31 protein-coding genes are annotated in these 22,746 nt (G+C 71.6%); 6 read left to right on the top strand and 25 right to left on the bottom strand.

Annotated elements, in window-relative coordinates:
• Nucleotides 1–8 precede the first annotated feature (8 nt).
• The 8 genes from QSK32_RS42615 to QSK32_RS42580 all read right to left on the bottom strand — a co-directional run bounded on the left by QSK32_RS42615 (nucleotide 9) and on the right by QSK32_RS42580 (nucleotide 6,403).
• A complete protein-coding gene (locus QSK32_RS42615; protein ID WP_285475206.1) occupies nucleotides 9–2,033 on the bottom strand; it encodes a hypothetical protein in 2,025 nt (674 codons plus the stop codon).
• A 319-nt stretch (nucleotides 2,034–2,352) separates the two neighbouring features.
• Nucleotides 2,353–2,532, bottom strand: coding sequence for a helix-turn-helix domain-containing protein (locus tag QSK32_RS42610; RefSeq protein WP_285475205.1), 180 nt, complete (start codon nucleotides 2,530–2,532; stop codon nucleotides 2,353–2,355).
• A 7-nt stretch (nucleotides 2,533–2,539) separates the two neighbouring features.
• Nucleotides 2,540–3,061: a hypothetical protein gene (locus QSK32_RS42605; protein WP_285475204.1), complete on the bottom strand. Its 522-nt coding sequence runs from the start codon at nucleotides 3,059–3,061 to the stop codon at nucleotides 2,540–2,542.
• A complete protein-coding gene (locus QSK32_RS42600) occupies nucleotides 3,058–3,594 on the bottom strand; it encodes a hypothetical protein (RefSeq protein WP_285475203.1) in 537 nt (178 codons plus the stop codon). Before QSK32_RS42600 ends, QSK32_RS42605 begins: the two co-directional genes overlap by 4 nt.
• A gap of 13 nt (nucleotides 3,595–3,607) precedes the next feature.
• Complete coding sequence (locus QSK32_RS42595) at nucleotides 3,608–3,892, bottom strand: hypothetical protein (RefSeq protein ID WP_285475202.1); 285 nt, start codon at nucleotides 3,890–3,892, stop codon at nucleotides 3,608–3,610.
• Between the two features lie 11 nt (nucleotides 3,893–3,903).
• Complete coding sequence (locus tag QSK32_RS42590) at nucleotides 3,904–4,098, bottom strand: hypothetical protein (protein WP_285475201.1); 195 nt, start codon at nucleotides 4,096–4,098, stop codon at nucleotides 3,904–3,906.
• Between the two features lie 11 nt (nucleotides 4,099–4,109).
• Nucleotides 4,110–5,603, bottom strand: coding sequence for a phage terminase large subunit (gene terL / locus QSK32_RS42585; protein ID WP_285475200.1), 1,494 nt, complete (start codon nucleotides 5,601–5,603; stop codon nucleotides 4,110–4,112).
• Nucleotides 5,600–6,403 carry a hypothetical protein gene (locus QSK32_RS42580; RefSeq protein WP_285475199.1) on the bottom strand — a complete coding sequence of 268 codons (804 nt, stop codon included), beginning with the start codon at nucleotides 6,401–6,403 and terminating at the stop codon, nucleotides 5,600–5,602. The genes terL and QSK32_RS42580 overlap by 4 nt, the downstream gene beginning before the upstream one ends.
• Before the next feature lie 169 nt (nucleotides 6,404–6,572).
• On the opposite strand from QSK32_RS42580, the gene QSK32_RS42575 reads away from it, so the two are divergent.
• Nucleotides 6,573–7,001 (top strand): hypothetical protein, encoded by a 429-nt coding sequence (locus QSK32_RS42575; protein ID WP_285475198.1) that lies wholly within the window; start codon nucleotides 6,573–6,575, stop codon nucleotides 6,999–7,001.
• Nucleotides 7,002–7,279: 278 nt separating this feature from the next.
• Here QSK32_RS42575 and QSK32_RS42570 read toward each other — a convergent pair whose 3' ends face one another.
• The 4 genes from QSK32_RS42570 to QSK32_RS42555 form a co-directional block, all read right to left on the bottom strand.
• On the bottom strand, nucleotides 7,280–7,864 hold the full coding sequence (locus QSK32_RS42570) for a hypothetical protein (protein ID WP_285475197.1): 585 nt from the start codon (nucleotides 7,862–7,864) through the stop codon (nucleotides 7,280–7,282).
• 82 nt (nucleotides 7,865–7,946) lie between these two features.
• Nucleotides 7,947–8,243 carry a hypothetical protein gene (locus QSK32_RS42565; protein ID WP_285475196.1) on the bottom strand — a complete coding sequence of 99 codons (297 nt, stop codon included), beginning with the start codon at nucleotides 8,241–8,243 and terminating at the stop codon, nucleotides 7,947–7,949.
• Nucleotides 8,240–9,838: a glycosyltransferase family 2 protein gene (locus tag QSK32_RS42560; protein WP_285475195.1), complete on the bottom strand. Its 1,599-nt coding sequence runs from the start codon at nucleotides 9,836–9,838 to the stop codon at nucleotides 8,240–8,242. The genes QSK32_RS42565 and QSK32_RS42560 overlap by 4 nt, the downstream gene beginning before the upstream one ends.
• The gene (locus tag QSK32_RS42555; protein WP_285475194.1) at nucleotides 9,838–10,065 is read right to left on the bottom strand and encodes a hypothetical protein; all 228 of its coding nucleotides are present in this window, start codon (nucleotides 10,063–10,065) and stop codon (nucleotides 9,838–9,840) included. Before QSK32_RS42555 ends, QSK32_RS42560 begins: the two co-directional genes overlap by 1 nt.
• A gap of 255 nt (nucleotides 10,066–10,320) precedes the next feature.
• Between QSK32_RS42555 and QSK32_RS42550 the strand changes: the two genes are divergently transcribed.
• The gene (locus tag QSK32_RS42550; RefSeq protein ID WP_285475193.1) at nucleotides 10,321–10,536 is read left to right on the top strand and encodes a hypothetical protein; all 216 of its coding nucleotides are present in this window, start codon (nucleotides 10,321–10,323) and stop codon (nucleotides 10,534–10,536) included.
• 107 nt (nucleotides 10,537–10,643) lie between these two features.
• Here QSK32_RS42550 and QSK32_RS42545 read toward each other — a convergent pair whose 3' ends face one another.
• The 10 genes from QSK32_RS42545 to QSK32_RS42500 form a co-directional block, all read right to left on the bottom strand.
• The gene (locus QSK32_RS42545) at nucleotides 10,644–11,399 is read right to left on the bottom strand and encodes a hypothetical protein (protein ID WP_285475192.1); all 756 of its coding nucleotides are present in this window, start codon (nucleotides 11,397–11,399) and stop codon (nucleotides 10,644–10,646) included.
• A complete protein-coding gene (locus tag QSK32_RS42540) occupies nucleotides 11,396–12,079 on the bottom strand; it encodes a hypothetical protein (protein ID WP_285475191.1) in 684 nt (227 codons plus the stop codon). The genes QSK32_RS42545 and QSK32_RS42540 overlap by 4 nt, the downstream gene beginning before the upstream one ends.
• A 100-nt stretch (nucleotides 12,080–12,179) precedes the next feature.
• On the bottom strand, nucleotides 12,180–12,437 hold the full coding sequence (locus QSK32_RS42535; RefSeq protein WP_285475190.1) for a WhiB family transcriptional regulator: 258 nt from the start codon (nucleotides 12,435–12,437) through the stop codon (nucleotides 12,180–12,182).
• An 18-nt stretch (nucleotides 12,438–12,455) separates the two neighbouring features.
• A complete protein-coding gene (locus QSK32_RS42530) occupies nucleotides 12,456–12,746 on the bottom strand; it encodes a hypothetical protein (RefSeq protein ID WP_285475189.1) in 291 nt (96 codons plus the stop codon).
• Nucleotides 12,731–13,618 (bottom strand): hypothetical protein, encoded by an 888-nt coding sequence (locus tag QSK32_RS42525; RefSeq protein WP_285475188.1) that lies wholly within the window; start codon nucleotides 13,616–13,618, stop codon nucleotides 12,731–12,733. The genes QSK32_RS42530 and QSK32_RS42525 overlap by 16 nt, the downstream gene beginning before the upstream one ends.
• Complete coding sequence (locus QSK32_RS42520; protein ID WP_285475187.1) at nucleotides 13,615–14,490, bottom strand: hypothetical protein; 876 nt, start codon at nucleotides 14,488–14,490, stop codon at nucleotides 13,615–13,617. The genes QSK32_RS42525 and QSK32_RS42520 overlap by 4 nt, the downstream gene beginning before the upstream one ends.
• Nucleotides 14,487–14,735 (bottom strand): hypothetical protein, encoded by a 249-nt coding sequence (locus QSK32_RS42515; protein WP_285475186.1) that lies wholly within the window; start codon nucleotides 14,733–14,735, stop codon nucleotides 14,487–14,489. The genes QSK32_RS42520 and QSK32_RS42515 overlap by 4 nt, the downstream gene beginning before the upstream one ends.
• Complete coding sequence (locus QSK32_RS42510; RefSeq protein ID WP_285475185.1) at nucleotides 14,732–15,202, bottom strand: hypothetical protein; 471 nt, start codon at nucleotides 15,200–15,202, stop codon at nucleotides 14,732–14,734. Before QSK32_RS42510 ends, QSK32_RS42515 begins: the two co-directional genes overlap by 4 nt.
• A 172-nt stretch (nucleotides 15,203–15,374) precedes the next feature.
• The gene (locus tag QSK32_RS42505) at nucleotides 15,375–16,835 is read right to left on the bottom strand and encodes a hypothetical protein (RefSeq protein ID WP_285475184.1); all 1,461 of its coding nucleotides are present in this window, start codon (nucleotides 16,833–16,835) and stop codon (nucleotides 15,375–15,377) included.
• A gap of 671 nt (nucleotides 16,836–17,506) precedes the next feature.
• Nucleotides 17,507–17,875 (bottom strand): hypothetical protein, encoded by a 369-nt coding sequence (locus tag QSK32_RS42500; protein ID WP_285475183.1) that lies wholly within the window; start codon nucleotides 17,873–17,875, stop codon nucleotides 17,507–17,509.
• Nucleotides 17,876–18,478: 603 nt separating this feature from the next.
• Between QSK32_RS42500 and QSK32_RS42495 the strand changes: the two genes are divergently transcribed.
• Genes QSK32_RS42495 through QSK32_RS42480 form a run of 4 tightly spaced genes read left to right on the top strand, consistent with a single transcriptional unit; the run spans nucleotide 18,479 to nucleotide 20,916 of the window.
• Nucleotides 18,479–18,967: a hypothetical protein gene (locus QSK32_RS42495; RefSeq protein WP_285475182.1), complete on the top strand. Its 489-nt coding sequence runs from the start codon at nucleotides 18,479–18,481 to the stop codon at nucleotides 18,965–18,967.
• Entirely contained in the window at nucleotides 18,960–20,111 is a 1,152-nt protein-coding gene (locus QSK32_RS42490; RefSeq protein WP_285475181.1) for a hypothetical protein, read from the top strand. The genes QSK32_RS42495 and QSK32_RS42490 overlap by 8 nt, the downstream gene beginning before the upstream one ends.
• Entirely contained in the window at nucleotides 20,108–20,368 is a 261-nt protein-coding gene (locus QSK32_RS42485; protein WP_285475180.1) for a helix-turn-helix domain-containing protein, read from the top strand. Before QSK32_RS42490 ends, QSK32_RS42485 begins: the two co-directional genes overlap by 4 nt.
• On the top strand, nucleotides 20,362–20,916 hold the full coding sequence (locus QSK32_RS42480; protein WP_285475179.1) for a hypothetical protein: 555 nt from the start codon (nucleotides 20,362–20,364) through the stop codon (nucleotides 20,914–20,916). The genes QSK32_RS42485 and QSK32_RS42480 overlap by 7 nt, the downstream gene beginning before the upstream one ends.
• 22 nt (nucleotides 20,917–20,938) lie before the next feature.
• On the opposite strand, the gene QSK32_RS42475 is transcribed toward QSK32_RS42480, so the two are convergent.
• Genes QSK32_RS42475 through QSK32_RS42465 form a run of 3 tightly spaced genes read right to left on the bottom strand, consistent with a single transcriptional unit; the run spans nucleotide 20,939 to nucleotide 22,685 of the window.
• Nucleotides 20,939–22,012, bottom strand: coding sequence for a hypothetical protein (locus QSK32_RS42475; protein ID WP_285475178.1), 1,074 nt, complete (start codon nucleotides 22,010–22,012; stop codon nucleotides 20,939–20,941).
• A 48-nt stretch (nucleotides 22,013–22,060) separates the two neighbouring features.
• Nucleotides 22,061–22,285, bottom strand: coding sequence for a hypothetical protein (locus QSK32_RS42470; protein WP_285475177.1), 225 nt, complete (start codon nucleotides 22,283–22,285; stop codon nucleotides 22,061–22,063).
• Between the two features lie 4 nt (nucleotides 22,286–22,289).
• Complete coding sequence (locus QSK32_RS42465) at nucleotides 22,290–22,685, bottom strand: hypothetical protein (protein WP_285475176.1); 396 nt, start codon at nucleotides 22,683–22,685, stop codon at nucleotides 22,290–22,292.
• Nucleotides 22,686–22,746 lie beyond the last annotated feature (61 nt).

Below are 22,746 nucleotides of genomic sequence, written 5' to 3'. Positions count from 1 at the left end.
CGCACCTCCTAGATCTTGAAGAGGGCCGGGTCGTATCCCCGGTTCGCCGCCGGGGCTGTGCTCCCGGGCGGTGCGCTGTCAGGTGGTGGGGTGCCGTCCTCGAGGGCGGCACCGTCCGGTGCCGCGGACGGGGCGCCAGGCGCGGCCGGTGTCCCCGGGGCTGCGGGTGCGGCCGGGTCGGGTTGGCCGTCGTCGGGCACCGGCGGTTCGGAGCCGAACAGGCCGAACTCGGCGTCGGCCTGCCGTTCCAGGGCCTCCGGGGAGACGCCTTGTTCGGTCGTCGGCAGCATCGCGGCCGCCGCGGCGGCCGGGTCGCCCGGGTCCGGGAGGGGTTTGCCGTCGGGGCCCATCTGGCCGGGCCCGGCCTGGGCGGGGTCGCCGCCTGTGCGGGCGAGGTCGGCGGCCTGCTGTCCTGGTCCGCCGGCGCCGTTGGCGGGGGTTTCGGGCCAGAGGAACTTGCCCTGATCGTCGATCATGGAGTCGACGATCTGTTCGACGTCACGGACGCCGAGGGCCTGCAGGACCAGGCGCAGCAGCAGGTCCGGTTTGAGGGTGCCGGTCCCGAACGCGGACACCGCCGCGTCGATGACCGTCTTGGGGTCCTGTTCGCTGATCGGCGGGAAGACCACTTCGACGGTGTCGTCGGTGTCACCGCGCAGCTTCACGGTTTCCCGGTCGGTGACCTTGTCCCGGACGATCTTCCCCTTGAGGGGGCCCTGAGCGGCACGGACGGCCTCACAGACCACATACCGCAGGATCCGAAGGAACGCACCCGTCCAGATCTTGCGCCGCAGGCCGAACGTCAACTCCGTCGGCTTGTCCAAGGTCTCCGCGGTCGCCCGTGCCCCGGTCTGGCCGGGGTCGGCGAGCAGGATCGTCACCGGCAGATCCAGGCCGGCGGCGACCATCGTGGCGATCGGGCGGCCGGACTCGGCGTCGATCGTCGCCCCGGACTTGGGGATCGCCTCGAGGGACGCGCCCATCGGGGTGATCGCGGTGCCGCCGATGTCCTGCGGTTCCCCGGTCGGCCCGCGGCTGGTGCCGGCCGCGGCGATCGCGGCGCGGGCCTGGGCGCGGTTGCGGCCTTCGGCGGTCAGTTTCCACGCGAATTTCGACAGCGACCGCATCAACACGGCCCACTGCTCCAGGAACTCCTTGTACGCCCGCGCCCAGTTCACCACGCTGTAGGCGTCGGGGATGCCGCGTTTCCAGCCCTTCGGCCGGTTCACCGCGACGTGGACGACCGGGGTGTCCCAGGCGACGTCGATGCCGGCGAACCGGGCGGGCCGCGGGGCAGGCCGGTAGTCGACGTCCGGGTAGAGCCGCTTCGTCTTCTCGGTGGTCTTGATCCCGTCCTTGCCGTACGTCTCGGTGTCCCACTCCCGCAGGTAGAACCAGGGGGTGGCGGCGTCGTCGGGGTCGGAGATGATGTCGGTGATCTCGTCCGCGACGATCGTGCGGGCCTGCACCCAGCCGGTCTGCGGCCGGGTCGCCAGGCTGATGTAGATCTCGCCGTCGGTGCCGAGCGCGCGTTCCATCTCGTCGCAGGCCTGCGGCCCGAACACCGCCGCCGCGTTCCGGTCATCACGCAGGAACGCGTCGACGACGGCCTGGACGTCCTGCTCGCCTTCACGGTCCGGGTCTTTACCGGTCGCCCGGGCGATCACCTCGTAGCCCTGGCCCCACGTGTACACCGACCGCAGGGTGAGGCCGTGTTTCATCAGCGGGTTCGCGATGCTCATCAGCCGGCACACCGCGCGTAGCTGCACCATGCCGGTGGCGGTGAACTCCTGCCGGGCCAGGACGGTGAACGCCCGCCACCCGGGGTCGTTGACGATCTGCCGTTCCAGGTCGGCGACACCGGCCTCGGACAGGCGGGTGGACGAGGCCTCGGCCAGGCGTTCGGACAGCAGGTGCACGGTGTCCTGGTGCTGACGCAACTCCGTACGCAGCTGCACGGCCAGACCGGACTCGGCAGCCTCGGACAAGCTGGTGGTGCGGCGGCCGCGGCGCCGGGCGGTCGTGGCGGTCACCGCGTACCCCCGCCCCTGGTCTCGACATACCGGCGGATCCAGGCCGCGCGGTCCGTGTGGACGTGGACATACCGGCCGCCCTGCCACCGCCGGCGGACCCGGCACGGGCAGTCAGGGGCCGGGGTGTGGGTGGTGCCGTCCTGCGGGATCTCGTGCATCGCCACCCCGCGCCTCCCCTCACACAGCCGAAGCCGCCGATAGGCTGAGACACGACGGGGCGGCCCCCACGGCAGGGAAGTGAAGTACCGCGCGGATCGCGCTTTGCCGGTTGGGCGCGCATGCCCGCGAAGATCCGCGCGGTCGCCGCCCCGCCCGCACGTCAGCGCAGAAGCGCGTGGATCTCACGCTCGAGGAACCGGCGGTGCCTGCCGGGCGTCCAGATAACGGTCAGCTTTCCGTCGGCGGCCCACCGCGCCACGGTTGACCGGCGGACACGGAACAGCGCTGCAACTTCGCAGGGACGCAACAGCGGCTCGACGGGTGCCTGGTCGGCGGTCACGTCGGCCTCAGTCCCGGGGCGGCCAGGACCACTGGCCCGGCCCGTCACCCGGGCCGACGTTGTACTCCGTGAAGCCGCCGGCCTCGCCGGGCGTGAACACCCACAGGTGGACGTGCTGGTCCGAGTCAAGGCCGGGGATGACGCCGTCCTGGACGCCGCGCGGGTCGAGAGTCTCGATGTCGGCGGTGACGACCGCGGCACGGACGGCCTTGTAGCCGATCTTGCCCCGGTAGCGCAGGATGCGCCCGGTGGCCGGCTTCATGACTGTTGGGGCGACGTCCATGATGGTCTCCTTCATGATCTGCCAGGGCGGGCAGTCGCAGCAGGGCACGTAGCAGGTGTGGTGGTACGGCCGGGTCCCGGCAGGGATAGGACCGCCGCGGGCGTAGACCAGGGTCAAGGCGGCTTCCAGTTCGGCCCAGGTCAGCGGTTCGGCGGCGATGCTGTGGACGTCCGTCGTGGGCGGCGGGGCTGTGAGCGCGAGGAGCCGGGCCACGAGCTGTTCCTCAGCGTCGAGCTCCGCGGTCATGCGGTGGCGGGGCGTGACCGGGCGGACCGCGCCTGGAAGGTCTGCGCCAGCTCGATCAGCGTGTTGATGTCCTGGGCGTTGCCGCCCTTGCTCTCGACCTCGACCGCGGCGATCGTGAGTGCCTGCGGCATCGCGGCACGGGCCGCGATCGCGGCGAGGCGGCCGACGTGGCCCGGGTTGTCGGCCATGTACGGGAACTCGGCGATCAACGCCATGCGGATCTTGTTCTCGACGGCGTCCAAGGGCGGCTTGCGCCCGGGCCGCGCCGGGCCGGGGACTGGCTCCGCTTCCGCCGGGCCATCGGTGGCCCAGACGATCGGGGTCTGCCGGGCGGCGCCGAGGGCGGCCCATGCGTGGCCGAGGCGGGCGCGGGCGTCGCCGTAGGCGATCCCGTCTTTGACCCGGGCGCGGCCGTCCGTTCCGAGTTCTTCGCAGGTGGCGTCGAGGATGATTTCGCTCTGCTCGAGGGACCGTTGTGCCCGGAGGAAGCAGGTCTCGGCGTCGGCTGGGGTGGTGGGCTGGTCGTCGAGCACGGGGAATGCCCTTTCAGGAGTGCGGGGTCTCGCAGAGCTGCTCGTCGGCGGCCGGCGGCCGGCCTTCGACGCGGTACGACATCACCGGGCTGGTGCCGTGGTGGCGGTTGGTGGCGATGAGCGCGCCTTCGGGCCACCAGGCCGGTCCGGTGTCGGGTTGGCCTTCAGGAATCTGGACGCGGCCCTGGTACCAGGCGGTGTTGTCGATGATCAGCGAGCCGCAGGTCGTGCAGCACTGAATGCCGTCGTCCTGTGGGGCGGCGGCGGGGTGGATGATGAAGTCGGCGACTTCGGGCACGGGGATGCCTTTCAGCAGTCGGGCGGGATGTTCAGGGGTGAGGCCGGGGCGGTGGCCAGCAGGCCGGCCTCGGCGAGCTTCAGGGCCTGGTGCTGGGCGTGGCTCTTGCCGAGCTCCGACCAGCCGCAGAGGCAGCCGCTGAAGTCACGGCGCTGGTGGGCGACGAGAACGGCCTGCGCGGCCGTCACGGTTGCGTCCTGGTCCACGGGCCTGCCTCTCACCACATGGAGATGGAGCCTTCGGCCGGGCCGTCCTCGTCGTCCTCGACGATCTCTTCGTCGGTGAGGAGCGGGTCGATCAGCAGCCGGTTGAGGGCTTGGGTGAGGGCGTCGACGATGTCGTCGTTCTGGCCGCGGGGGAACGCCTTGGCCTCGTTGGTGACTTTGTAGACCCAGACGTGGAGGTCGGAGTCGGGCAGCCATACGTTGCCGGCTTCGACGAACGGGGTGACGGCGTACGCGCGTTCGACTTTGCTGCCGTCGGGGGTGACCGGCACGATGCCGCCGATCTTGCGGTGCAGCACGTTGATCACGGCGGGTCCGTTGGCCTTGTCCTCGACGAGTTTCAGCCGGGCCTCGGGCCACTTCGCGGTCAGTTGCCGGAACGCGGTGACGGTCTCGGTGAACGACAACCGTTCGTGGATCATGTCGAGGAGGAACGCCTCGACGCCGCGCCGGCCCCAGATCTGCAGGCAGACGTAATCGGAGTCCTCGGTGTCCTTGAACGCGAAGTCGCAGCTCATGACGACCTCGTCGAAGCCGATCGCGAGGTGAACGCCGTCCGGGCGGGCCTGCCACTGGGGCTGCTCGTAGAACCGCCACCAGTCGCCCTTGAAGATGTCGCCGGTGGCCGGGCTCGGCCGGCCCTGGCACAGGGCGGTCCAGGCGCGGGTACCCATAGCTTTCTTACGGGCGTCCCACTCGGCGGTGTCACGGCCCCGGGCGGAGACCATGTACTCGCCGGGCTGCCGGCCGAGGAGGTCGGTCTCGCCTTTGTGCGGGTCGTGGTCGGCTTGGGCGGGGATGTTGATGACCCGCCAGATGTCGCCGTCTTCGCGTTGCTGGAGCCAGCCGATGAGGTCGTCGTGGCGCCAGCGGGTGGCGACGATCGCGACGGCGACGCCGGGCCCGAGGCGGGGGACGGCGACTTCTTCCCACCAGTTACGGACTGTGTCCTGCCAGGCGTTGCTGTCGGCCTGCTTGCCGTCCTTGTACGGGTCGTCGATAATTAGCAGGTCGACGGCGCGGGAGGTCAGGCTGCCCATCGGCGAGGTGCAGTAGACCCCGCCGCGCTGGCCGTCGAGTTGCCACTCGTCGACGGCGACGTCCGGCTGCACGGAGATGCCGAGTTTGTCGCCGTGGGCCACGATGTCGTCGCGGATCGTCTTGCCCCACCGGCGGGCGATCCGGTGCGCGTACGAGACGATCGCGATCCGCAGCGACGGGTCGTTGGCGAGCATCCAGGTCGGGAACCGGCGGCTGATCCGCTCGGACTTGCCCTCCTGCGGCGCGAGGGACACCATCAGCCGATTGGTCGTACCCGCCTTGACGTCCGCAAGCGCCGCGTCGATCACGTCGAGCGCCGGCGTCTGGATCGTCTTGGGTTCCAGCGCGGCCGCCATATGCCCCGGGGTGTCCCAGCGCTGTGACCGCGGGGCGAACTGGGCGCGGGCGTGCTGCCACGCGGAGCTGAGGTCGAGCAGCCCGGTCATGCCGTCAGCAGCAGCGGCCCGGCAGTGGCCTGGTCGATGTGTGTGACGACGAGGTCCTGGACCCGCCGGTCGGTCGCCGAGACGCCGAGGTCGCGCAGGACGCCGAGGATGACGGCCTGGATCATCACGCCGACCTGCTCGGCCAACGCGATCCGGGTTTCGGCGACCTTGGCCTGTACGGCGAGGGAGCAGAACTTGCCGACCATCTCGTGGGCCTTCTGCTCCAGCTGCACGAGCGCGCGGATGCCTTCGTCGGTGGCGAAGATCCGGCCGTCGCGGTCGACGTCGTACTTGTCGCCGACGAACGCGGTGACGCCGCCGGTGGTGAAGATGCGCTCGAGGTCGGCGCGGGCGGTCTGCAGGGCGGGGTCCTCGTGGAGGATCCCGGCGAAGTCGCCCGCGTCGTTGAACCGGGTCTCGGTCTCTTCGTCGGCGAGGAGGATCTTCTTGGCTTGGTGGGCTTTACGGAGTTGCTCGGCGGCTTCGTAGGCCTCGCGGAGCAGGGTGCCGTAGAGGTTGGACTTCCATTTCCAGAACGAGATGAGGCGCAGGATCTCGATGCGGGGGTCGAGGTTCGCGCCGTCGTGGCCGTCGAGGGTCCACTTCGAGAACTCGATCCGGAGTTGGCCCTCGGCGCGGTGCTGCTCGAGTTTCTTGCCGGCGTGCATGCGGCAGGCGGTGGTGCCCTTGACGGCGTCGCCGTGGCAGAGGGCGCCGGTCTTGGTGCGGTGGCCGTAGTGGCCGCATTTGGTTTTGGGGAGTTCTTCCGGGTGTTGGCGCTTGGGGATTGGTTGGCGCATGGGGTTCCCCTCGGGGTGGGGCACCGTGGTGGTGGGTTGTGGTGGCGGTGGTGGGGCTGTGCAGGTGCCCGTTCACCGAGACGCTTGTTGCGCCATTTTAGTTCGGTCGGATATGGTTGGGTGGGGTTGGACGGCCCCTCGTTCAGAGACGAGTGCAAAGGGAGACGGCGTGAGCCACTTGAACCGGGTGATCCAGTTGGGCCGGCGGGTGCTGGAGATCGAGCGGCTGCAGCTGGCCGGTGGGCTGGGTGACGCGGAGTACGGGGCGCTGGATCTGGAGCTGCGGGAGGTGCTGGCGTTGCGGCAGCTGGAGATCGTGGCGGCGCATCGGGCTGGGGCGTCGTGGGAGACGATCGAGGATGCGATGCGGTTCCACGGTCAGCACGTGGACCGGGTGCCCGGTGGCGAGGAGCCTTCGCCGGCGGATGTCCTGGACTCGCTGTTGCGGGAGCACGGCGCCGAGTGGGTGGTGGAGGGGCTCGACTGGATGCGGGCGGCGGTCGCGGAGCACGGTGTGGAGCGGGTGCGCGCGTTCATCGAGGGCCTGGAGCCGGATGGGCGGCTGGTCCTGCGGGATGACGACGTCGACGCCCGCTGAAGGCTGGTGCCAGGCCGGGCGCCGTACCCCCGCGGAGGGGTGCGGCGCCCGGTTGGCGTTTTGGAGACCGGACGGCCGAGCGTGCTCTTCCCGGCCGTCCGGTCGTTGCGCGCCCTTCACCGGGGCCCGTCGAGCATGCGGCAGCGGCTCGGGGCGGGTGGGGCGGGCGGGTTTGTGCACCACGCGTGGGTGCGGGTCGCGGTGGTGTCTCGGAGGACTCTCAGCGCGATGGTTGCAGATTGGGGGTGATACGGGGATTTGTCAAGACGATCCGGCGCTTAGCCAGTGACTTCCTTGATGGCCTGGTAGAACTCGGGATCGTTGGTCCGGGGTATCAGCGCGTTCCGGTTCCCGGACCACAGGTCGGTCCTCAGCTGGAAGCTGCATACGCTGCGCCACTTTCGCCGGCGCCATCGCTGCGGGAGGGCCAGGACCTCCACCGTGGCGGTGTAAGGGCCGTCTTCCAGCTGGGTCTCTGGAGCGTCGTCCCACTGGAACTCGATCACCCGCTCGACCGACTTGCGGCCTTCGACCGCGAACGGCATGGCGTACTGCCGGTGCTTGCCCTGCTCCGGGTAGACGGACCCGTGGGAGGCGATCCAGAACATCCGCTTGGGCAGGGCCTTGTGGTCTGGGGAATTCTCATCCCCGGCGCCACCGCTGAGGCGCAGCTTGATGTCGGCTATCACCAGGGCCGCGGGGGCCGGGTTGTGGAAGACGAGCGGGATGCAGAGCACGATCTTGTGGTTGGTGATGGCCCCGCTGAACACGTGACCTGTCTCGACGCGAGGGCGGCCGCGGCGAACCTGTATCCACCAGAACGATGCGAGCGTGAAGACCAGCGCGGCTACGGAGATGACCACCGGTGGGGTGATCCAGGCGTTGGTGGCTCCGAGGAACGGAAGCGCAATATCCATACGCAGAGTGTTCCGAGCGAACGCAACTTCAGGTCGTCGGCCCCGCCGGCCGTGGCCAGCCGAGAGCGTCGGCCGCGGTGACCGTGAGCTCGTAGAGGGTGCGGGCGGGGCGTGCCTGGGCGTGGGCCTGGTCGGCGGGCTCGGCGGTGGCGGTGGCCCAGCCGGCTTCGCGCATACGTCGTAGGACAGCGTATACGCCGGACATGGACATTCCGGTGTGGGCGATGATCGCGGTTCCCCAGGTGTGGCCGTCGCGGATGGCTTCGGCGACGGCGCGGGTCTGGGTGGTGAGGCGCAGGGTGCCGGGTGGGACGTGGCCTCTCATCGGGCGAGGGGCCAGGCCGGCGGGGGTGCTGGCTGTGCTTGCGCGGCCGCCGGCTGGCGGGGTGTGGCCCAGAGGCGGCGGGTTTCGGTTTCGTCGTCCATGGTGCGCGGTGGCAGTGGGGCGGGGGCGAGGCGGGCGACGCCGACGGCGCGGGCGGTCTGGGTGATGCGGTTGCGGAGATCTTGGACGTCGAGGAGTTGGGTTTCGGGGTCGCCGTCGTAGAGCGGCCGGGGTGGTGCGGGGAGGTCGGTGGCGGTGCCGGGGTTGTAGGCGAGGACGGTGCTGCGTGATCCCCAGCCGTCTTTGAGGCAGGTGGCGAGGCCGATGTAGGCGAGGCAGAAGCCGGTGTAGAAGTTGAGGAGGGAGGCCAGGGGTGCGAGGGCCCAGAGGCTGAGGTGGGCGCGGAAGGGTTCGCCGGGGCGGGCGATGGTGAGGTAGCGGGCGCCGGTGATGTAGGTGAGGCCGAAGGCCCAGGCGGCGATTTCCCAGGGGATGTCGCCGAGGGCTGCGGGGCGGATGATCAGGACGAACGGCATGACGACGGCCATCCAGGTCATGGACAGGAATGACCACATGGTGGACCACCAGACGAAGCGGGTGGGGCGGAAGACGCGCAGGGTCCAGACGCCGCCCCAGAACAGCGAGCGCCACCAGCGGATGCGCTGGGAGGTGAGCTGGGCGAGTTTCTCGGGGTGGAGGGTGTAGCCCCAGCAGCCGGCTTGGAAGAGTGCTTCGCCTTCGAGGAGGGCGTAGCGGGTCATCATGGCGTCGTCGCCGGATTTCATCTTGCGGCCGGCGACGGTGTGGGTGAGGTAGTGGTCGAGGTACTTGTCCCAGATCGCTGCGCGGTAGAAGGAGAGGGCGCCGGAGTTGACGGCGACGCTGCGGAGCAGGGAGTGGGCGGCGCGGCCGTTGAGGTAGGCGCAGACGAAGGCGGGTTCGACGAGGCGGGTGAGCAGGTTCGCGGTGGTGTTGAGGCCGACGAGCATGCCGGTGACGCAGGCGGTCCGCGAGTTGCGGAAGGCGGCGAGTCCGGCGGCGATGGCGGTGGGGGCGAGTTTCACGTCCGAGTCGATGGTGACGATGATGTCGGCGTCGCGGTCTTGGCGGAACGCGACGGCCTGGGCGTGGCGTTTGTCGCCGACCGGGTTGAACGAGTAGCGGACGTCGACGCCCTGGGCGCCGCCGGCGCGTTGCCACTGGCGCAGGACCGGCTCGAGGGTGGGGATGTAGCCGGGGTTGCCGTTCTCGACGATGTGCAGGCGGTTGACCGTGCGGGTCTGGGCTGTCAGGGAATCGAGGAACGCGCGGAACATGGCGTGGTCCTCGTTGTGGGCCGGGACGATCACGGTGACGAACATCCGGTCGAGCATCGCCGCGGCGTGGGTGCCCTCGAGGGGGAGCGGGATGTCACGGTGCAGGTACGGGAAGATCGACGTGAAGACGAGCCAGGCGAACGCGACGGTGCAGACCAGGCGCAGGTCGGTCCAGCCGTACTCGCGGATGGAGATGGCGTGATGCGTGGCGAGGGCGGCCGCGGCGGTGAACGCGACGACCGCGACCGCGTTGGCGCCGCGCCGGTAGGGGCCGGCCACTAGATCTGGCCTCTGCGCCAGCCTCGGGCGCGGGAACGGCCGGGCCGGCCGGGGACCACGTCGCCGATCTTCTGGGGGCGGGCGAGGCGCAGGAGCAGGAATCCCACGATCATGACGGCGGCGGCGATCGCGGCGAGTTTCGGCGCGGGGACGGCGGTGCCGCCGATGACGAGGGCGCTGCCGGTGATCGGGAGCGTCTTGCCGAAGCCGCCGGTGGCGAAGCTCAAGGGTTCTCCTCGTGTCGGGCCCGCTGGTCGGGCTCGTGGGACGAGAAAGAACCGTATTGGGCGATGGGTGGTGCGCGTAATCGCCCGTCAGCGGTCATCCGGAAGAGCGTTCACATGCTGTTCGGGTGGTTCTGGCGCCCGGACGGCGTAACCCGTTCGCTGGCTATAGCCGGGGAAGGTTTAATGCGCTGCCCCGGACGGGGGAAACCGTTCGCCCGGTTCCACGTGGCATCGAAGCATGGCTAAGTTGGCCGGATGACCACTGCGGGCAATATCGTCTTCGCCGCCCTGATCACGACGGTGATTGGGGTGCCGCTGTTCATCCCCATCGCGGTGTTGCTCGGTCTGCCGTTGTGGGTGCCGGTCGCCGGGATCGTGGGTGGGGCGCTGCCTCCACTGGCGTTAGCCGCCTGGTACCGCAGGGTCGATGGGTCGTTCGACGAGCAGTACCCGGGCTGGCGTCATCTCTAGCGGCCAGACGTGACCGGGACGGTCTGGCCGATGGGTTTCGACGCCTGTCCGCGGGCCGGTGGTGGGCGTCCTGGCGTACGGGGTCTGCTGGCGTGCCGGTTGCCGGGTCAGACGTCCGGGTCGTAGTGCCCGGACTGCGAGTACAGCAGCCGGTAGCAGGCGCCCAGGTCGTTGTCGGGTACGCGGGCGTCGGGCTGGAGCCACTGGTCGGCGATCTTCTTCCAGCCGTCGGCGCCGTAGCGCTGGTCGGCGTGGGCCGAGACGATTCCGGCGAGGGTCTCGGCGACTTCGACGTACCGGTCGGGGCTGGAGGTCCAGGCGCGGAAGATGTCGGCGAGCTGGTCGCGGGCGGCGCGGTGGACGCGGTTGTCGGGTCCGGCGGCGCGCATTGCGTCGACGTCCGAGCGGTCGCCGCCTCTGGGCCCGGCCAGGTTGTGGCTGTTGCCGATGAACACCAGGTGCTTGAGGTATTCGGATTCCCAGGAGCCTTCGCGGCCGGCGAGGACGGTGCGCATGGACGGTTCGTACGATGCCGGGACGGACGTGCCCTGGTCGATGAGCTGCTGGCGGGCCTCGTGGACGATGGCCTCGAGGGCGGCCGCGATCGTGAGGACGGCTTTGCGGCCGGCGAGGTCGATTGCCTTCTCGATGGCGTCGACTTCGGCGTCGGTGGGTGCCAGGACCGGGCGGAGAGGGCCGCGGTCGGCGGTGAGCTGGTCGTAGGTGATGCCGTCGGGCAGGTCGCGTTTCCAGCCGTAGTCGGCGCTGTAGCGGGTGCTGGTCCCGTCGGCGGCGAGGCTGAGGTGCCAGCCCTGACCGTGGGTGTCGACGACGCGGTACGGCTGCTCGGTATCGGTGGTCACGGGGTCGGCTCCTCGGTGGTCGGGGTGGCGAGCCTCAATGCGGGCGCGAACGGTGGGCGGGCCACGTCGGGGATCGGGTTGGTCGGCAGGTCGTCGGCGTCGTCGAGTTCGTCCCACCGGTCTTGTTCGGCGGCGCGGTCTGCGGCATGGCGGGCGCAGTCGGCGGTGTGCTCGGGCTGGTCGAGCTTGACGCCGTTCTCGGGGAGGCGTTCGTGGATGCGGGCGCCGCAGGTGTAGCAGGGCCAGTCGAGGCGTGGTTCGTAGACCCAGCGGTCGTAGGGGAAGTCTTCGCCGGGCCAGGTGCCGGCGAGGGCGTACATCCAGGTGGCGACGCGCAGGGAACGGCCGGCGTTGTCGGCGGCTTCGGTGAAGTCGGTGCCGAGCCATCCGGCGATCTGCTCCCAGGAGGTGCCGCGGCCGCGGGCGTGGCGGATCGCTTCGTACTCCTGCAGGCGGGCGGCCTTGGTGAGGGCGCGGGCGGCGGCGAACTGGTGTTCGGGCAAGGGTGTGTTCTCGCCCCAGGTGAAGCCGGGGATGATGCGTTTTTCGGTCCAGGTGGCGGGGTCGGCGCCGTGGTTGCGGGCGTCGTCCTGGACGATGCGCCAGACGGCGGCGGAGGCTTCGGTGCGGGCGTTGCGGTGGCGTTTCTCCTGCGGGGTGTCGCCGTCGAACATGCTCACGGTCCGGTTCCTTCCCGGGGCGCTGCGAGGGTGATACGGGGAACCGTACCGGCTCCGGCAGGTATCGAGTGTTTCCGTTGCCCGGGTTCGCCGGACCGGGTCAGCCGCGGCGCAGGGCGGCGCGCTGGTTCGCGGTGGTGCCGCCCCAGACGCCGTGGCGCTGGTCGGTGGCGAGCGCCCAGGTGAGGCATTCGTCGCGGACGGTGCAGCGGGTCCGGCAGTAGGCGAGGGCGCGGGCGGGGGTGCCGCTGTTGGGGAAGAAATCTTCCGGGTCGATGCGGATGGTGTCGGTGCAGGCGGCGCGGTCGGTGAAGGGTGGCCGGGCGTGGGCGGTCGTGGTGTCGGGTCGGCTGGGCATGGGGTCTCCTGGCCAGGGTCAGCGGGTTCGGCGCCGGGGGCTGGTGCGGTTGCGGCTGACGCCCTGGGTGTGTGGGCGGGCGATGACGCCGGTCTCGCGCAGGGTCTCCAGGGCCCGGGTCTGGTCGTAGAGGGCGCGGCCGGTACGCGGGTCGTATTTGTCGGGTCGGCAGCGCATCCGGATGGTGGTGGCCGAGTAGCGGGTGCCGGGGTCCGGGTTGTCGCGCCAGAGGGCGGCGAGGGTGTCGGGGTCGGCGAGGTAGCGGGGCCCGTCGGGGGTTTCGAGGGTTTCGGTCACGTGGACGGGCACGCGAGGCCTTCGGCGAGGGGTGCGGCGGCGTCGTAGTAGTCGGGGCAGGGCCAGCGCACGGGGCCGGTGTAGTAGGGCGAGGACGTGCAGATCGGGCAGCAGATGAACCGGCCCGAGGTGCGGGGTGCGTGGCGTTCAAGCGTGCGGCGGCGTGCGGCGGTCGAGATGGACGATTCGAGACGGCCGGGCTGGTCGAGGGCGGCGAGGACGGCCTGGTGCTGGACGTCGGCGGGGGCGTCGCGGTTGACGACGGCGGGGCGGGGCTGGAACCAGGCGCCGCCGACTTGCCGGGGCTCGCTGCCCTCCACCGTTTCGGGTAGGCCTTCGCCTTCGAGGTGCACGGCGATCGCGAGTGTCAGGAACCGGGGCTCGAAGCCGATGATGCGCTGGCCCGGGGGCAGGCGCAGTAGGTCGGCGAGGGTGCTCTCGTCGAGGAGGATGACGCCGCGCTGGCGAGGCTGCTGGGGGAGGTGGTAGGCGGCGCGGGTGAGGACGATGGTGCTCCACTGTTCGGGGGTTGCCGGGTCGAGGGGATCGGCGGTGGTGTGGTCGCCGGGGTGTACGCCGTCGGCGTCGACCGGTCGGTGGCAGCGGCGGCGGTCGCCGAGCATGGCGGTCCAGGTGGCGGTGCAGTACAGCGAGGTGGTGGCGGCCAGGCGGGTGAGCAGGTGGCCGGGCATCGGCCGGCTGGTCGTCCATCCGCGGGCGGCGGGGCCGTCGGTGATCGGGTCCTCGGTGATCGTGTAGCCGCTGTAGACCAGGGCGCCGGGTTCGTCGCGGTGGATGTGGTTGGCGGCCAGCCAGGCTTGCAGGTCGTCGGCGAGGACGGTGCCCGGGGGGACGTCGGTGATGAGGACGGGGTGGCGCATCATCGGGCGGCTCCGATCAGGGAGAGGACGGCTTCGGCGGCGCAGTCCGAGCAGGCGCGGATGGGGGTGTAGACGGGGTCGGTGTGGCCGCGGCCGGCGCAGACCGGGGCCGCCGCGTCGATCGCGGCGCGCAGCGCGTTGTGGGAGGGCGCGGGCCCGGAACGGGGCGTCATCGACGCCCGGTCCGGGAGGTCCAGCTGTGCCCGTTCGCCGATGGTGCTGGGGCGTGGGGTGAGGCCGGTCAGGTCGAGGGTGTCGTCGGTGTCGTTTCCCCAGGTTGCGCCGCCGCGCTGGTGGTCGCCGTCGTGGTAGCCGCGGTCGTCGACGGTGCGGTCGCACCAGCGGTTACGGCCGCCGGCGGTGCCGCGGTGGGCGGTGCAGCGCAGGCCGTCGGCGGTGGCGAGGGCGGTGAGCAGGCTGGTGGAGGGGTGGGAGGTGAGGGCGGTGATCTCCCAGCCTGGGGTTTTCCAGGTGAGTAGGTGGCTGGGGCCGATGACGATGTCGATCGGGTCGCCGGGGGTGACGTGGTGGGTGGCGAGCCAGGCGCGGAGTTCGGTCCAGGCGTCGGTGTGCAGGCGCGGTTGTGGCCAGAGCAGGCGGGTGGGGCGGTCGAGGGGGGATGGGCCGAGTGGCATGGGTTCCTCCAGCAGCTGGTCGAAGAGGGTGGGGGCGTCCGGTGGCGGGGTGGTGGTGAGGTGCCAGCGGCGGACGGTGAGGCCGCGTTGGTCGGCGCACTCTTCGCCGTACCCGAACACCGCGCGGTGGCGCAGGACGCGGCGTCCGCAGCCGATACACGCGATCGTGGCCCTGTGCCCGGGGCCGGGAACGGTGCCGGGCGGGGTGAGGGCGTCCAGCAGGGACGGTGGGGCCGTCACCGGCGGCCGTCGCGGGTCCAGCGCACGAGGGTGATGAGCGCCCACGTCGCGGCGGCGCCGAGCAGGATCGCCCCGCCGGTCTCGTGCCGGTCTACGGGCGGGAACAGGTGAGGGCGGGCGGCGACGGTGCCGGCGGCCAGGGCGATGAGGACGGTCAGGGCGGTCAGGGGCGCGCCCCAGCGGTGCCACCAGCGGCGGATCGCGGCCCGGACGGGGTGGTGGACGGTACTCGATCGGTAGATCACGCGTGGTCCCGGTGGTGGGTGGCCAGGTCGGTGGGGTGGAGCGGGGCGTAACAGGCGGCGGCCTGGAATACGGGTGGTTCGAGGATCAGGGGGATACGGACGGCGTCCGGCTGGTCGGTGACGGGGACGAGTAGGACGGCGCCGGCCGGGGTGGTGCGGATTTCGAGGGGGCCGGGCAGGTCGTCCGTGGTCGCGAGGGTGACGCGGTGCAGGAGGAGCCAGTCGCGGATGACGGGGACGTCGGCGGGGCGGGCGTCTCGCGGGTCGAGTGCCCAGATGAGGCGGTCGGGGTCCGGCGAGACGCGGGCGGCCGGGGTACGCAGCCGCCGCCACCAGGCGGCCAGGCGGCCGGCCCGGGGTAGGGGCCGTGGTGCGTTCTCGCAGGCGGTGCACCAGCCGGATGCGGCGTCCTCGAGGAGGGCGGTGTGGCAGCGGGCGCAGCGGTGATCGAACGGGTCGGCGGTCACCGGCTGGTCCTGTCCGCGAGGGCGCGGGCGATGTCGGCGCGGAACCGGCGGGTTTCGGCGCGGCGGATCTGGCGTGGGGTGCGGCCGCGGTCGGGGCAGTCGGGGCCGGGTGGGCAGCGGCAGACGGGGCACCAGGCGGGTGAGGTGCGGCCGGGCATCCGTTGTTGGCCGTTCATGCGGCGGCCGCGGGGGTGAGGGCGGTGCCGGTGAGGCATTGGTCGGGGCAGGTGAGGGTGGCGGGTGTCCAGTAGGGGGTGGTGTCGCGGCCGCGGCCGGTGACCTCTTTCCAGCCGATCGTGAGGGGTTCGTCGCAGGCGTGGCAGTGGGGCAGGTAGTCGTGGGCGGCTTCGGCGAGGTCGCGGTCGGTCTGGGTGTAGCGGCGGCGCCGGTCGATGGGCCATTTGGTGCGGATGAGGCGGGCGAGGGGGAGCCATTCGCGCTGGTCCCAGAAGGAGTGGCAGCGGGGGCATTCGATGCGGGTGCGGTAGGGGTCGTGCCAGAGGCCGTAGCCGCAGACCCGGTCGGTGTCGGTGCCGTCGAGGTCGCGTAGTTGGGTGGGGCAGCGGCCGATCCACTGTTCGTCGGATGTGTAGCCGAGGACGTGCTGGAGTTCGGCGTGCAGGGCGGCGAGTTCGGCGGCGAAGGCGGGGAGGTCGACGTCCGGGTGGTCGGTGTCGGCGGCCAGGACGGCCCATTCGGCGAGGTAGGCGGCGTCGACTTGGACGGCGGCGGCGGTCTGGGTGGCGCCGAACCGGACGGCCCAGCCGGCGGCGACCGCGTCGTGTTCGGTCCGGCCGGGGGTGAGCGCACCGGTGGGGTGCAGGGCGGTGTCGACGCGCTGCTGGTGGTCGGGGCCGTCGTGGCGGATCCCGAGTAGGGCGGCGCGGACCTGGGCGTGGTCGGCGGCGAGCTGCTGTTCGTAGAGGCGCTGCAGGACGATGAGCTGGGCGACCGCGGGCATCAGCGCCGGGGAACGGCGGGCGGCGCGGAGGCGTTCGCCGGTCGTGGCGCGGTGCAGGCGGCGGGCCTGGTCGGCGTCGCAGGCCAGCGACACCCGGGCTTTGAGGGGGCTGCGGGTGTGGTGCAGGGCGATCCGCCAGCGGCGGACCCAGGAGTCGAGCCATTCGGCGGGTGGGATGAGGCCGACCTGGTCGTCGTCCATGCGCAGGACGGGGCGCCGTTGGGGGCGGTGGGGGGTGCCGCAGCGGCAGTCGTGGTGCAGGTAGCCGTCGGTGACGATCTCGGAGTGCCAGGTGGGCAGGGTTTTACGTTCGGTGACCGGTTGGCCGTCGCGGATGACGGTGACGTCGTAGGTGGAGGTGGTGGTCCAGCGGCGGACCTGGGGGGCGAGCATGCGGGCGTCGCGGCGGATCTCGCGGCCGCCGGGGGCGAGTAGCGAGAGGACGGCGAGGTTCGCCGGGGTGGGTGAGCCGACGCGTGAGGTGGCGACTTTCTGGCCGGGGTCGGCGGCGGGGGAACCGGGGACGAGTTGGGCGGGGAGGCGGCCGGTCATGGCCGCGACGCCGGCGAGCTGGTCGCGGATGCGGTCGAGGTGGCGGGTGCAGCAGCGGCCGGGGCCGGGGTGGGGGTGGTTGCCGATCAGGCAGATCTCGGAGTCTTGGTGGTCGTACAACGTTGGCCTCCCGCTGCTCCCTGTGGGTGTGCGCGGCGAGACAGGCGCCCCTTGGCTCTGGTTCCTGCTCGGCGGCCCGTGGTGGTGGTGAGGCTGCGAATCTCGCCACCGGAGGGGCCGTTCGAGGCGGGGCAGGGCAAGGAGAGGGTTCCCGGGTGTCCAGGCCCGGGGTGGTGCGTGTCTGGTGTGGTTGCCGCGTACACCGATGTCCGGCGTCCACCCTAGAGCCTCGGTGCCGGGGTGCGGGTGGGGGCTCACCAGCGCGGACGGGACGAACTCGGGGAAAGGGAGACGGCCCGCCCTCTCACCCAGGGCGGGCCGTCCACGCGAATCGCACCGATCCGCTCACCTATCCGCGCAAGACCACATTACGTGGTTCCGGTGGCCGGTTTCCAGTAGGGGTACCTGCGGGTCGCCCGCAGGTGGGAGGTTCCGGCGGGTATGCGAACTTGCCAGCGCATCCGGGAGCCGATAGTTTCTGCCGGTCACAGTCCGGTTGACCCTGGACTATCGATCATGGACCCCGGACGTGGCTGTGGTGGCTGTCCCGGGACGCGACGGCAAAGGGCCGGCGCCTGGCATCTTCGCGATGCTGGGGCGCCGGCCCTTTGAGCTTCGCAGTACTTCGCATTGAGCTTCGCAGTACTTCGCACTGGTGAGGCAGGCAGCGGTCAGGGGCGCATGTTCGCGCCGGCCGCCACGCACGCGGCGCGGAGTTCGGCTGCGGTGGTGGCGTCGCGGATCGCCGGGGTCGTCGCGGTGGTGGCGAGTTCCCAGGCTTGGGCTTCGTCGGCGATGCCGTGGGCGGCCATGTCGAGCCAGTCGCAGGCGGCCGAGCCGTTGGGGTCGGCGGCGGTGAAGGTCTGGTCCCGGGCGACCTTGTCGTCGGGGTCGAGGGTGGCAGCGGCGCCGGACCCGACGATCCCGGCGACCGTGAGTACCAGGATGCTGACGGCGGCCAGGCCGAGCCCGGCGAGAATCCAGAGGGCGATCAGCAGGGGGCGGGGCAGTAGCCGGTTCTGCGCGGGCGGTGTGGTCACGCCCGCGACCCTGGCGACTCGAGGGCGGCTGAGGCAAGTCCTGTCACTCTGCCGGGGCTCCTGCTGAGCTGGTCATATTGGCTTTTATCTGGATCTGGTCGTCCTGCGGCTGCGGGTCCCCGGTGGGACCGGGCGTTGGCCGCGGCCGGGGCGCCGATGCCCGGTGAAGAGTGGCCGGGTGCCGGGTCAGGGCGGGCATGAGGTGGATGGGCGTGAGTGGATTTTGTGTCCTGGCCTGCACATCCTCTCGCGCATCCTAGGATGTTGTAGAGATTGCGGCCTATTTCTTAAATGCGGCAGTAGTCGCCGCCCGGTGGATCTGGTACCGGCAGGCTGCGGAGACCCCGAGGGCACCGGCGCTGTGGGGTGCGTCCGTCACAGGGGTGCCTCCGTTCGGGTAGAAGGCAGCGCGGCCCGCGTCGGCCGGGGGTGGCCGTGGTTGGGTTCTGGACACTCGGGGTTTCGGGTTGTGCCGGCTGCGATGCGACGTGGTTCCCGGTTCCGGGTGGTGGAGCGCTGCGAGCCTCCTACTTTACGTCGTGTTTTATGGCGGTAGGTGGTGTTGCGCCATTCTTTTTCGGCTTCACCCGATCGGAGATCCTCATGGCGGTACGGACGGTGGGCGAGCGCAGTGTTCCGGTGCCGGAGTTGCGGCGCCGGTTGCAGGTGGCGGCGGTGCGGTCGCGGGCTCAGGTGCTGCGGGCCGCGGTCGGGGCGGGCCCAGGCGTGCCGGCCGACGACTGGACGGGCACGGGTGCGGTGCTGGATATGCGCCGGGCCGGGGTCGTGAACCCTGGCCTGATGCTGCCGGTGGGGACGCGGGTGATGGGCCTGCCGTGGCCTGCCGGGGTGGTGGCCGAGTGCCGTGACACGGCGCTCGGCGGGGTGCGGCAGTCGTTCTGGGTCGCCGTGCCCGGCGGAAAGCGGGAGGCGGTGCACGTGGGCACGCTGAGCCGGGTGCTGTTGCGGGTCGGGTGGTGGTGGGAGTGCCGGTGGTGCGGGCTGGGTGCGCCGGGTGCGGTGTCGCAGGCGGCGCAGGCGGCCGAGCTGGCGGGTCACGAGGCGGTCTGCCCGTACGGTGCACGTGGCTAGGGCGCGGGTGCCGTGGCAGGCGGCACGCAAGTACGTGACGCCGGTGGCCGAGGGTGGTCTGCTGGAGCCGGGCGGGGCGCCGCCGGTGCTGCGGACCGCGCCTGTCGGTGACGCGGACGTCGGGTTGTGGGAGGAGTGCGGCTGCGACTACCAGCGGCCGAGCTCCGGTGGCCGGCCGGTGCCGCAGCGGGAGGATCCGGCGTGGGCGGGGTGGACGGAGGACCCGCCGAAGACCGCGGGGACCGGGAGGCAGTCGTTGCGCAGCGCGTTGACCCGCAAGCCGCGGGCGGGGGATCTAGGTGGGCTGCTGGGGCCGAACTTCTACGGGCTGGGGCACTTCCACTCGGGTGATTCGCGGATGGAACAGCCGGGGATGCCGGATCTGCTGCTCTGGTCACCGGCGGGGCGTCCGCAGGCGTGGGAGCTGAAGGCGATGGGGAAGGTGCCGACGTGGCCGCAGGCGGTCACGATGACGTCCATGGCCGCGGCCGGGTTCACGGTTCGGCTGGTGCGGCCGTGTTGCCTGCTGTCGGGGTGGGTGGACCGGTGGCTGGCCGAGCTCGCCGGGCGGGCGCCGGTGATGGTGAGCCCGTGGGCGGGCGGCCCGGATCGTGTGGCCGCCCCGGGCGCGGTGGTGCCGCGGCAGGGTGCGGTGGGTGTGGCGCGGCCGCGGGTGGCCGGGGCGGTCGAGGTACGGCGGTTCCCTGCGCCGGCTCCGGAGCTGCCGGGGATGTCGCTGGTGGAGGCGGTGGGCGTCGTGGACGGCCTCGAGGGTCCGTGTACCGGGTATCTGGTGCCGTTGCCGGGCGGGCCGTCGGGGCAGGCGGTGGTGGAGGCGTGGCTGCGGGCTGCCGGGTTCACGCCGGGGATGGTGCCGTGGCCGATGCGGCTGGTCGCTGCCGTGGGGTGGCTGGCCGTCTGGGTGAACCTGGGGCCGGGAGCGGGCCGGGGGTGGCGGGTGGTGCGCGTGGAGTCGGCGGTGCCGGAGCGGGCGCTGCTGGCGATGGGCGGGCGGGCGGTGGCGGGCCGGGGCCTGGTCGCGGTGGCCGCTGCGGTGCTGGACGCACGGCCGGATCTGCCTGGGCGGGTGCCAGTTGCTGCCGGGCTGCCGGGTGCCGGTACGTCACCGGTGCGGGGGCGGTGAGTGTGCCGGCGCCGTCGGTGGAGGTTCTGGTGCGGTGGGAGGCGTTCCGGGCGGGGATGCGGCGGCGCCGGGTGGAGAGGGGGTTGACGCAGGTCGCGTTGGCGGCCCGGATGGGCCGGTCGCAGGACTTCGTGTCGTACCTGGAGAGCAACAGCCGGTCGGTACCGGAGATGGCGACGGTCATGTTGTGGGCGGATGCGCTCGGCGGGCAGCCGGGTGTCGTGTTCCCCGGTGAGCAGGAGGCGGTGACGTGTTGAGGTTCGACGATCAGCAGGACGGGGCGGCGTCGGCGCGGCTGGCGGAACTGACGGCCGGGGTGACCCGGTTCGCCGCGACGGTCCGGGAGGCGCTGGGCCCGCACGCGGTGGAAGAACACGACGGGCAGGGTGGTCACCGGTGGCGGTGGACACAGCGGGGGCTGTGGACGCTGACGGTTGGCGGGCTGCTCGAGCCGGAGCCGGTGCTGGCCGGGCCGGCCGGGACGTGGCGGTTCGCGGCGGCGAGCCTGGGGGCGGCGGACCTGGTGCTGTTGATGCTGCACCTGGCCGCGGCGATGCCGGTCGGGGCCGGGATGCCGTTGGAGCGGGTGGCGCAGGCCTTCGGCCAGGCCCCGGTGGCAGAGCTGGCCGAGGCCTCGGTGCCGAGGGCCGTACCGGCGCTACCCGGGCCAGTCGCGGTGGAACGGACCTCGGTGATGCGGCGGCCGGACGCCACGATGGTCGAGCCGATCCCGCCGCGTGGGGTGGTGCCGATGCCGCGGCCGGGCGGGCCGGCTGCGGCGGGCAGTCGGCACGCCGCGGGGTGACGCTGGGGTAGGGCGCGGGTGGTCAGGCGTCCGGTGGCGATGCGGTGACCACGGTGACCTTTTCGCCGCCGATGAGCGGGGCGCCGTCCGGGCCTTTGAGGTACGGGGCGATCCATTTGGGCCGGTGGTCGGACAGCGTGGGGTACCAGTGGTTGCGCCAGTGTCCGCGCACCACCCACCGGTGCCGCCACTCCCGGCTGTTCTCGCCGCCGGTCTGCTCGGCATCGCGGGCACCGGTGACCGTGCGGCGCAGCCGGACCACCCGTACGTCACGCGGGGGCAGGCCTGCTCGCTCGGTACGCCGGCGTTCAGGCCGCGGGGTGGGTTGGTGCTCGGTCTCGGCCAGGTTGTTCTGGGCGGCCAGTTGGAACGCGGCGAACAGCAGGCGGGTCCAGGCGATGGTGCCGTCTTGGCCCTGCTGGCCGTGCAGCAGATACTCCTCGGGGCTCTGCCCTGCTGGCCGCCATGCGAGTGCCGCCTCGTTGTCCACCGTCAGCGGGGGCAGCAGTGCGCGGGCTCGTTGGAGGGTCCGCTCGTCCAGGATCCCGGGCAGGTGGAGCCGGGAGCGAGAGTAGAACGACACCCACAGGCCGCCGGCGGGCCAGCGCGGGTTGCTCTGGGGCCCCCAGGAGGCGCCGATGATGGTTACGTCCTCGTCGTAGAGGCGTTCGGCGGTGGCCCGCATGGTGTCGTCCCCGTCCGCGCGGGTCATCGTGTCGACGACGTCGTCGACGCGGTTGTCCTGGCCGGTGTAGGCCGCGATCGGGCGGGCGAACATCACGAACCCTTGTTTGCTGGGCAGGTCGTGGGGCTGGGGTGCGAAGGCGGGCATGGTGGGGTGGGCGGCCTCCAGCAGGGCGCACAGGTCGTCGTCGACGTACCAGAGGTCGGCTTCGCGTAGGCGCTTCGTCTCCGCGGCCGCCAGTTGCACGGCCACGTGTTCCGGTGGGCCGGCGGGGCGGATGTGCTGGTGGCCGGTGACGATCGCGTCGAAGTAGAACTGTGAGCCCCGGGAGCTGCTGTACCAGTCGGCCAGGTCGCGGCGCAGGCCGGGGATGTCGGCGGCGGTGTAGACGGGCTCGGGCGCGGTGGTCATGCCGGCTCCTTGTAGTGGGTGATCGCGGGGTGCCCTGGGTGCCCGTTTTCAGCGGCGCCGGTCGCGGATCTGGTAGACCCGCGAGCGGTCTTTGAACCCGGCGTCTTTCGCCAGGTCGGTTGCGCCTCCGTCCGCCGCGAGGGCGGAACGGATCAGATCGTCGCGGCGGCCCGTCTCGGCGGTGAGCTCGGCGGTGAGCCGGTCGATCCGGTCGCGGGATTCCCGGATCCCGGCGCGGAGGCTGTCCAGTCCGGTGTCAGTGGTGCTGGTCAAGGTGCTAGTCCTCCAGCTTCTCGATCTCGTGGGCGGCGCGGTCGCGGGCGTCGTCGGTGGCGAGCCCGGCGTTCTCGAGGACGGCCAGGGCGGCCCGGTAGTCGTCGGCCTGGCATCCGGCATCCCAGCCTTCGGCGTAGAGGCCCTCGGCGGAGTTGACGATGGTGAGTTTCTCGTACCAGTTGCCGCGGATGTCGGCCTCGGTACGGATGCCGAGGCTGTCGAGGTAGCGGCCGTCGGGGGTGATGGCGACGACGTGGGCACCGGCTCCTTCGAAGATGGCGATTTTCCATTCGCCGGTGGGCAGGAAGGCGATCTCCCAGATGGCGGTGGCGAGGGTGGCGCAGTCGCCGTTCTGGTAGTTGCGTCCTGCCGGGATGACCATCGTGTTGTCGCTCATGCCACAACCGTAGAGCGCGCTACACGGTCATGTCTAGTGCGCTACACAATCGGATGACGAA

Source organism: Actinoplanes sp. NBRC 101535 (assembly GCF_030269225.1).
In the GTDB taxonomy this organism is placed as follows: domain Bacteria; phylum Actinomycetota; class Actinomycetes; order Mycobacteriales; family Micromonosporaceae; genus Actinoplanes; species Actinoplanes rectilineatus.
This window is presented reverse-complemented; position numbering and strand designations above follow the sequence as displayed.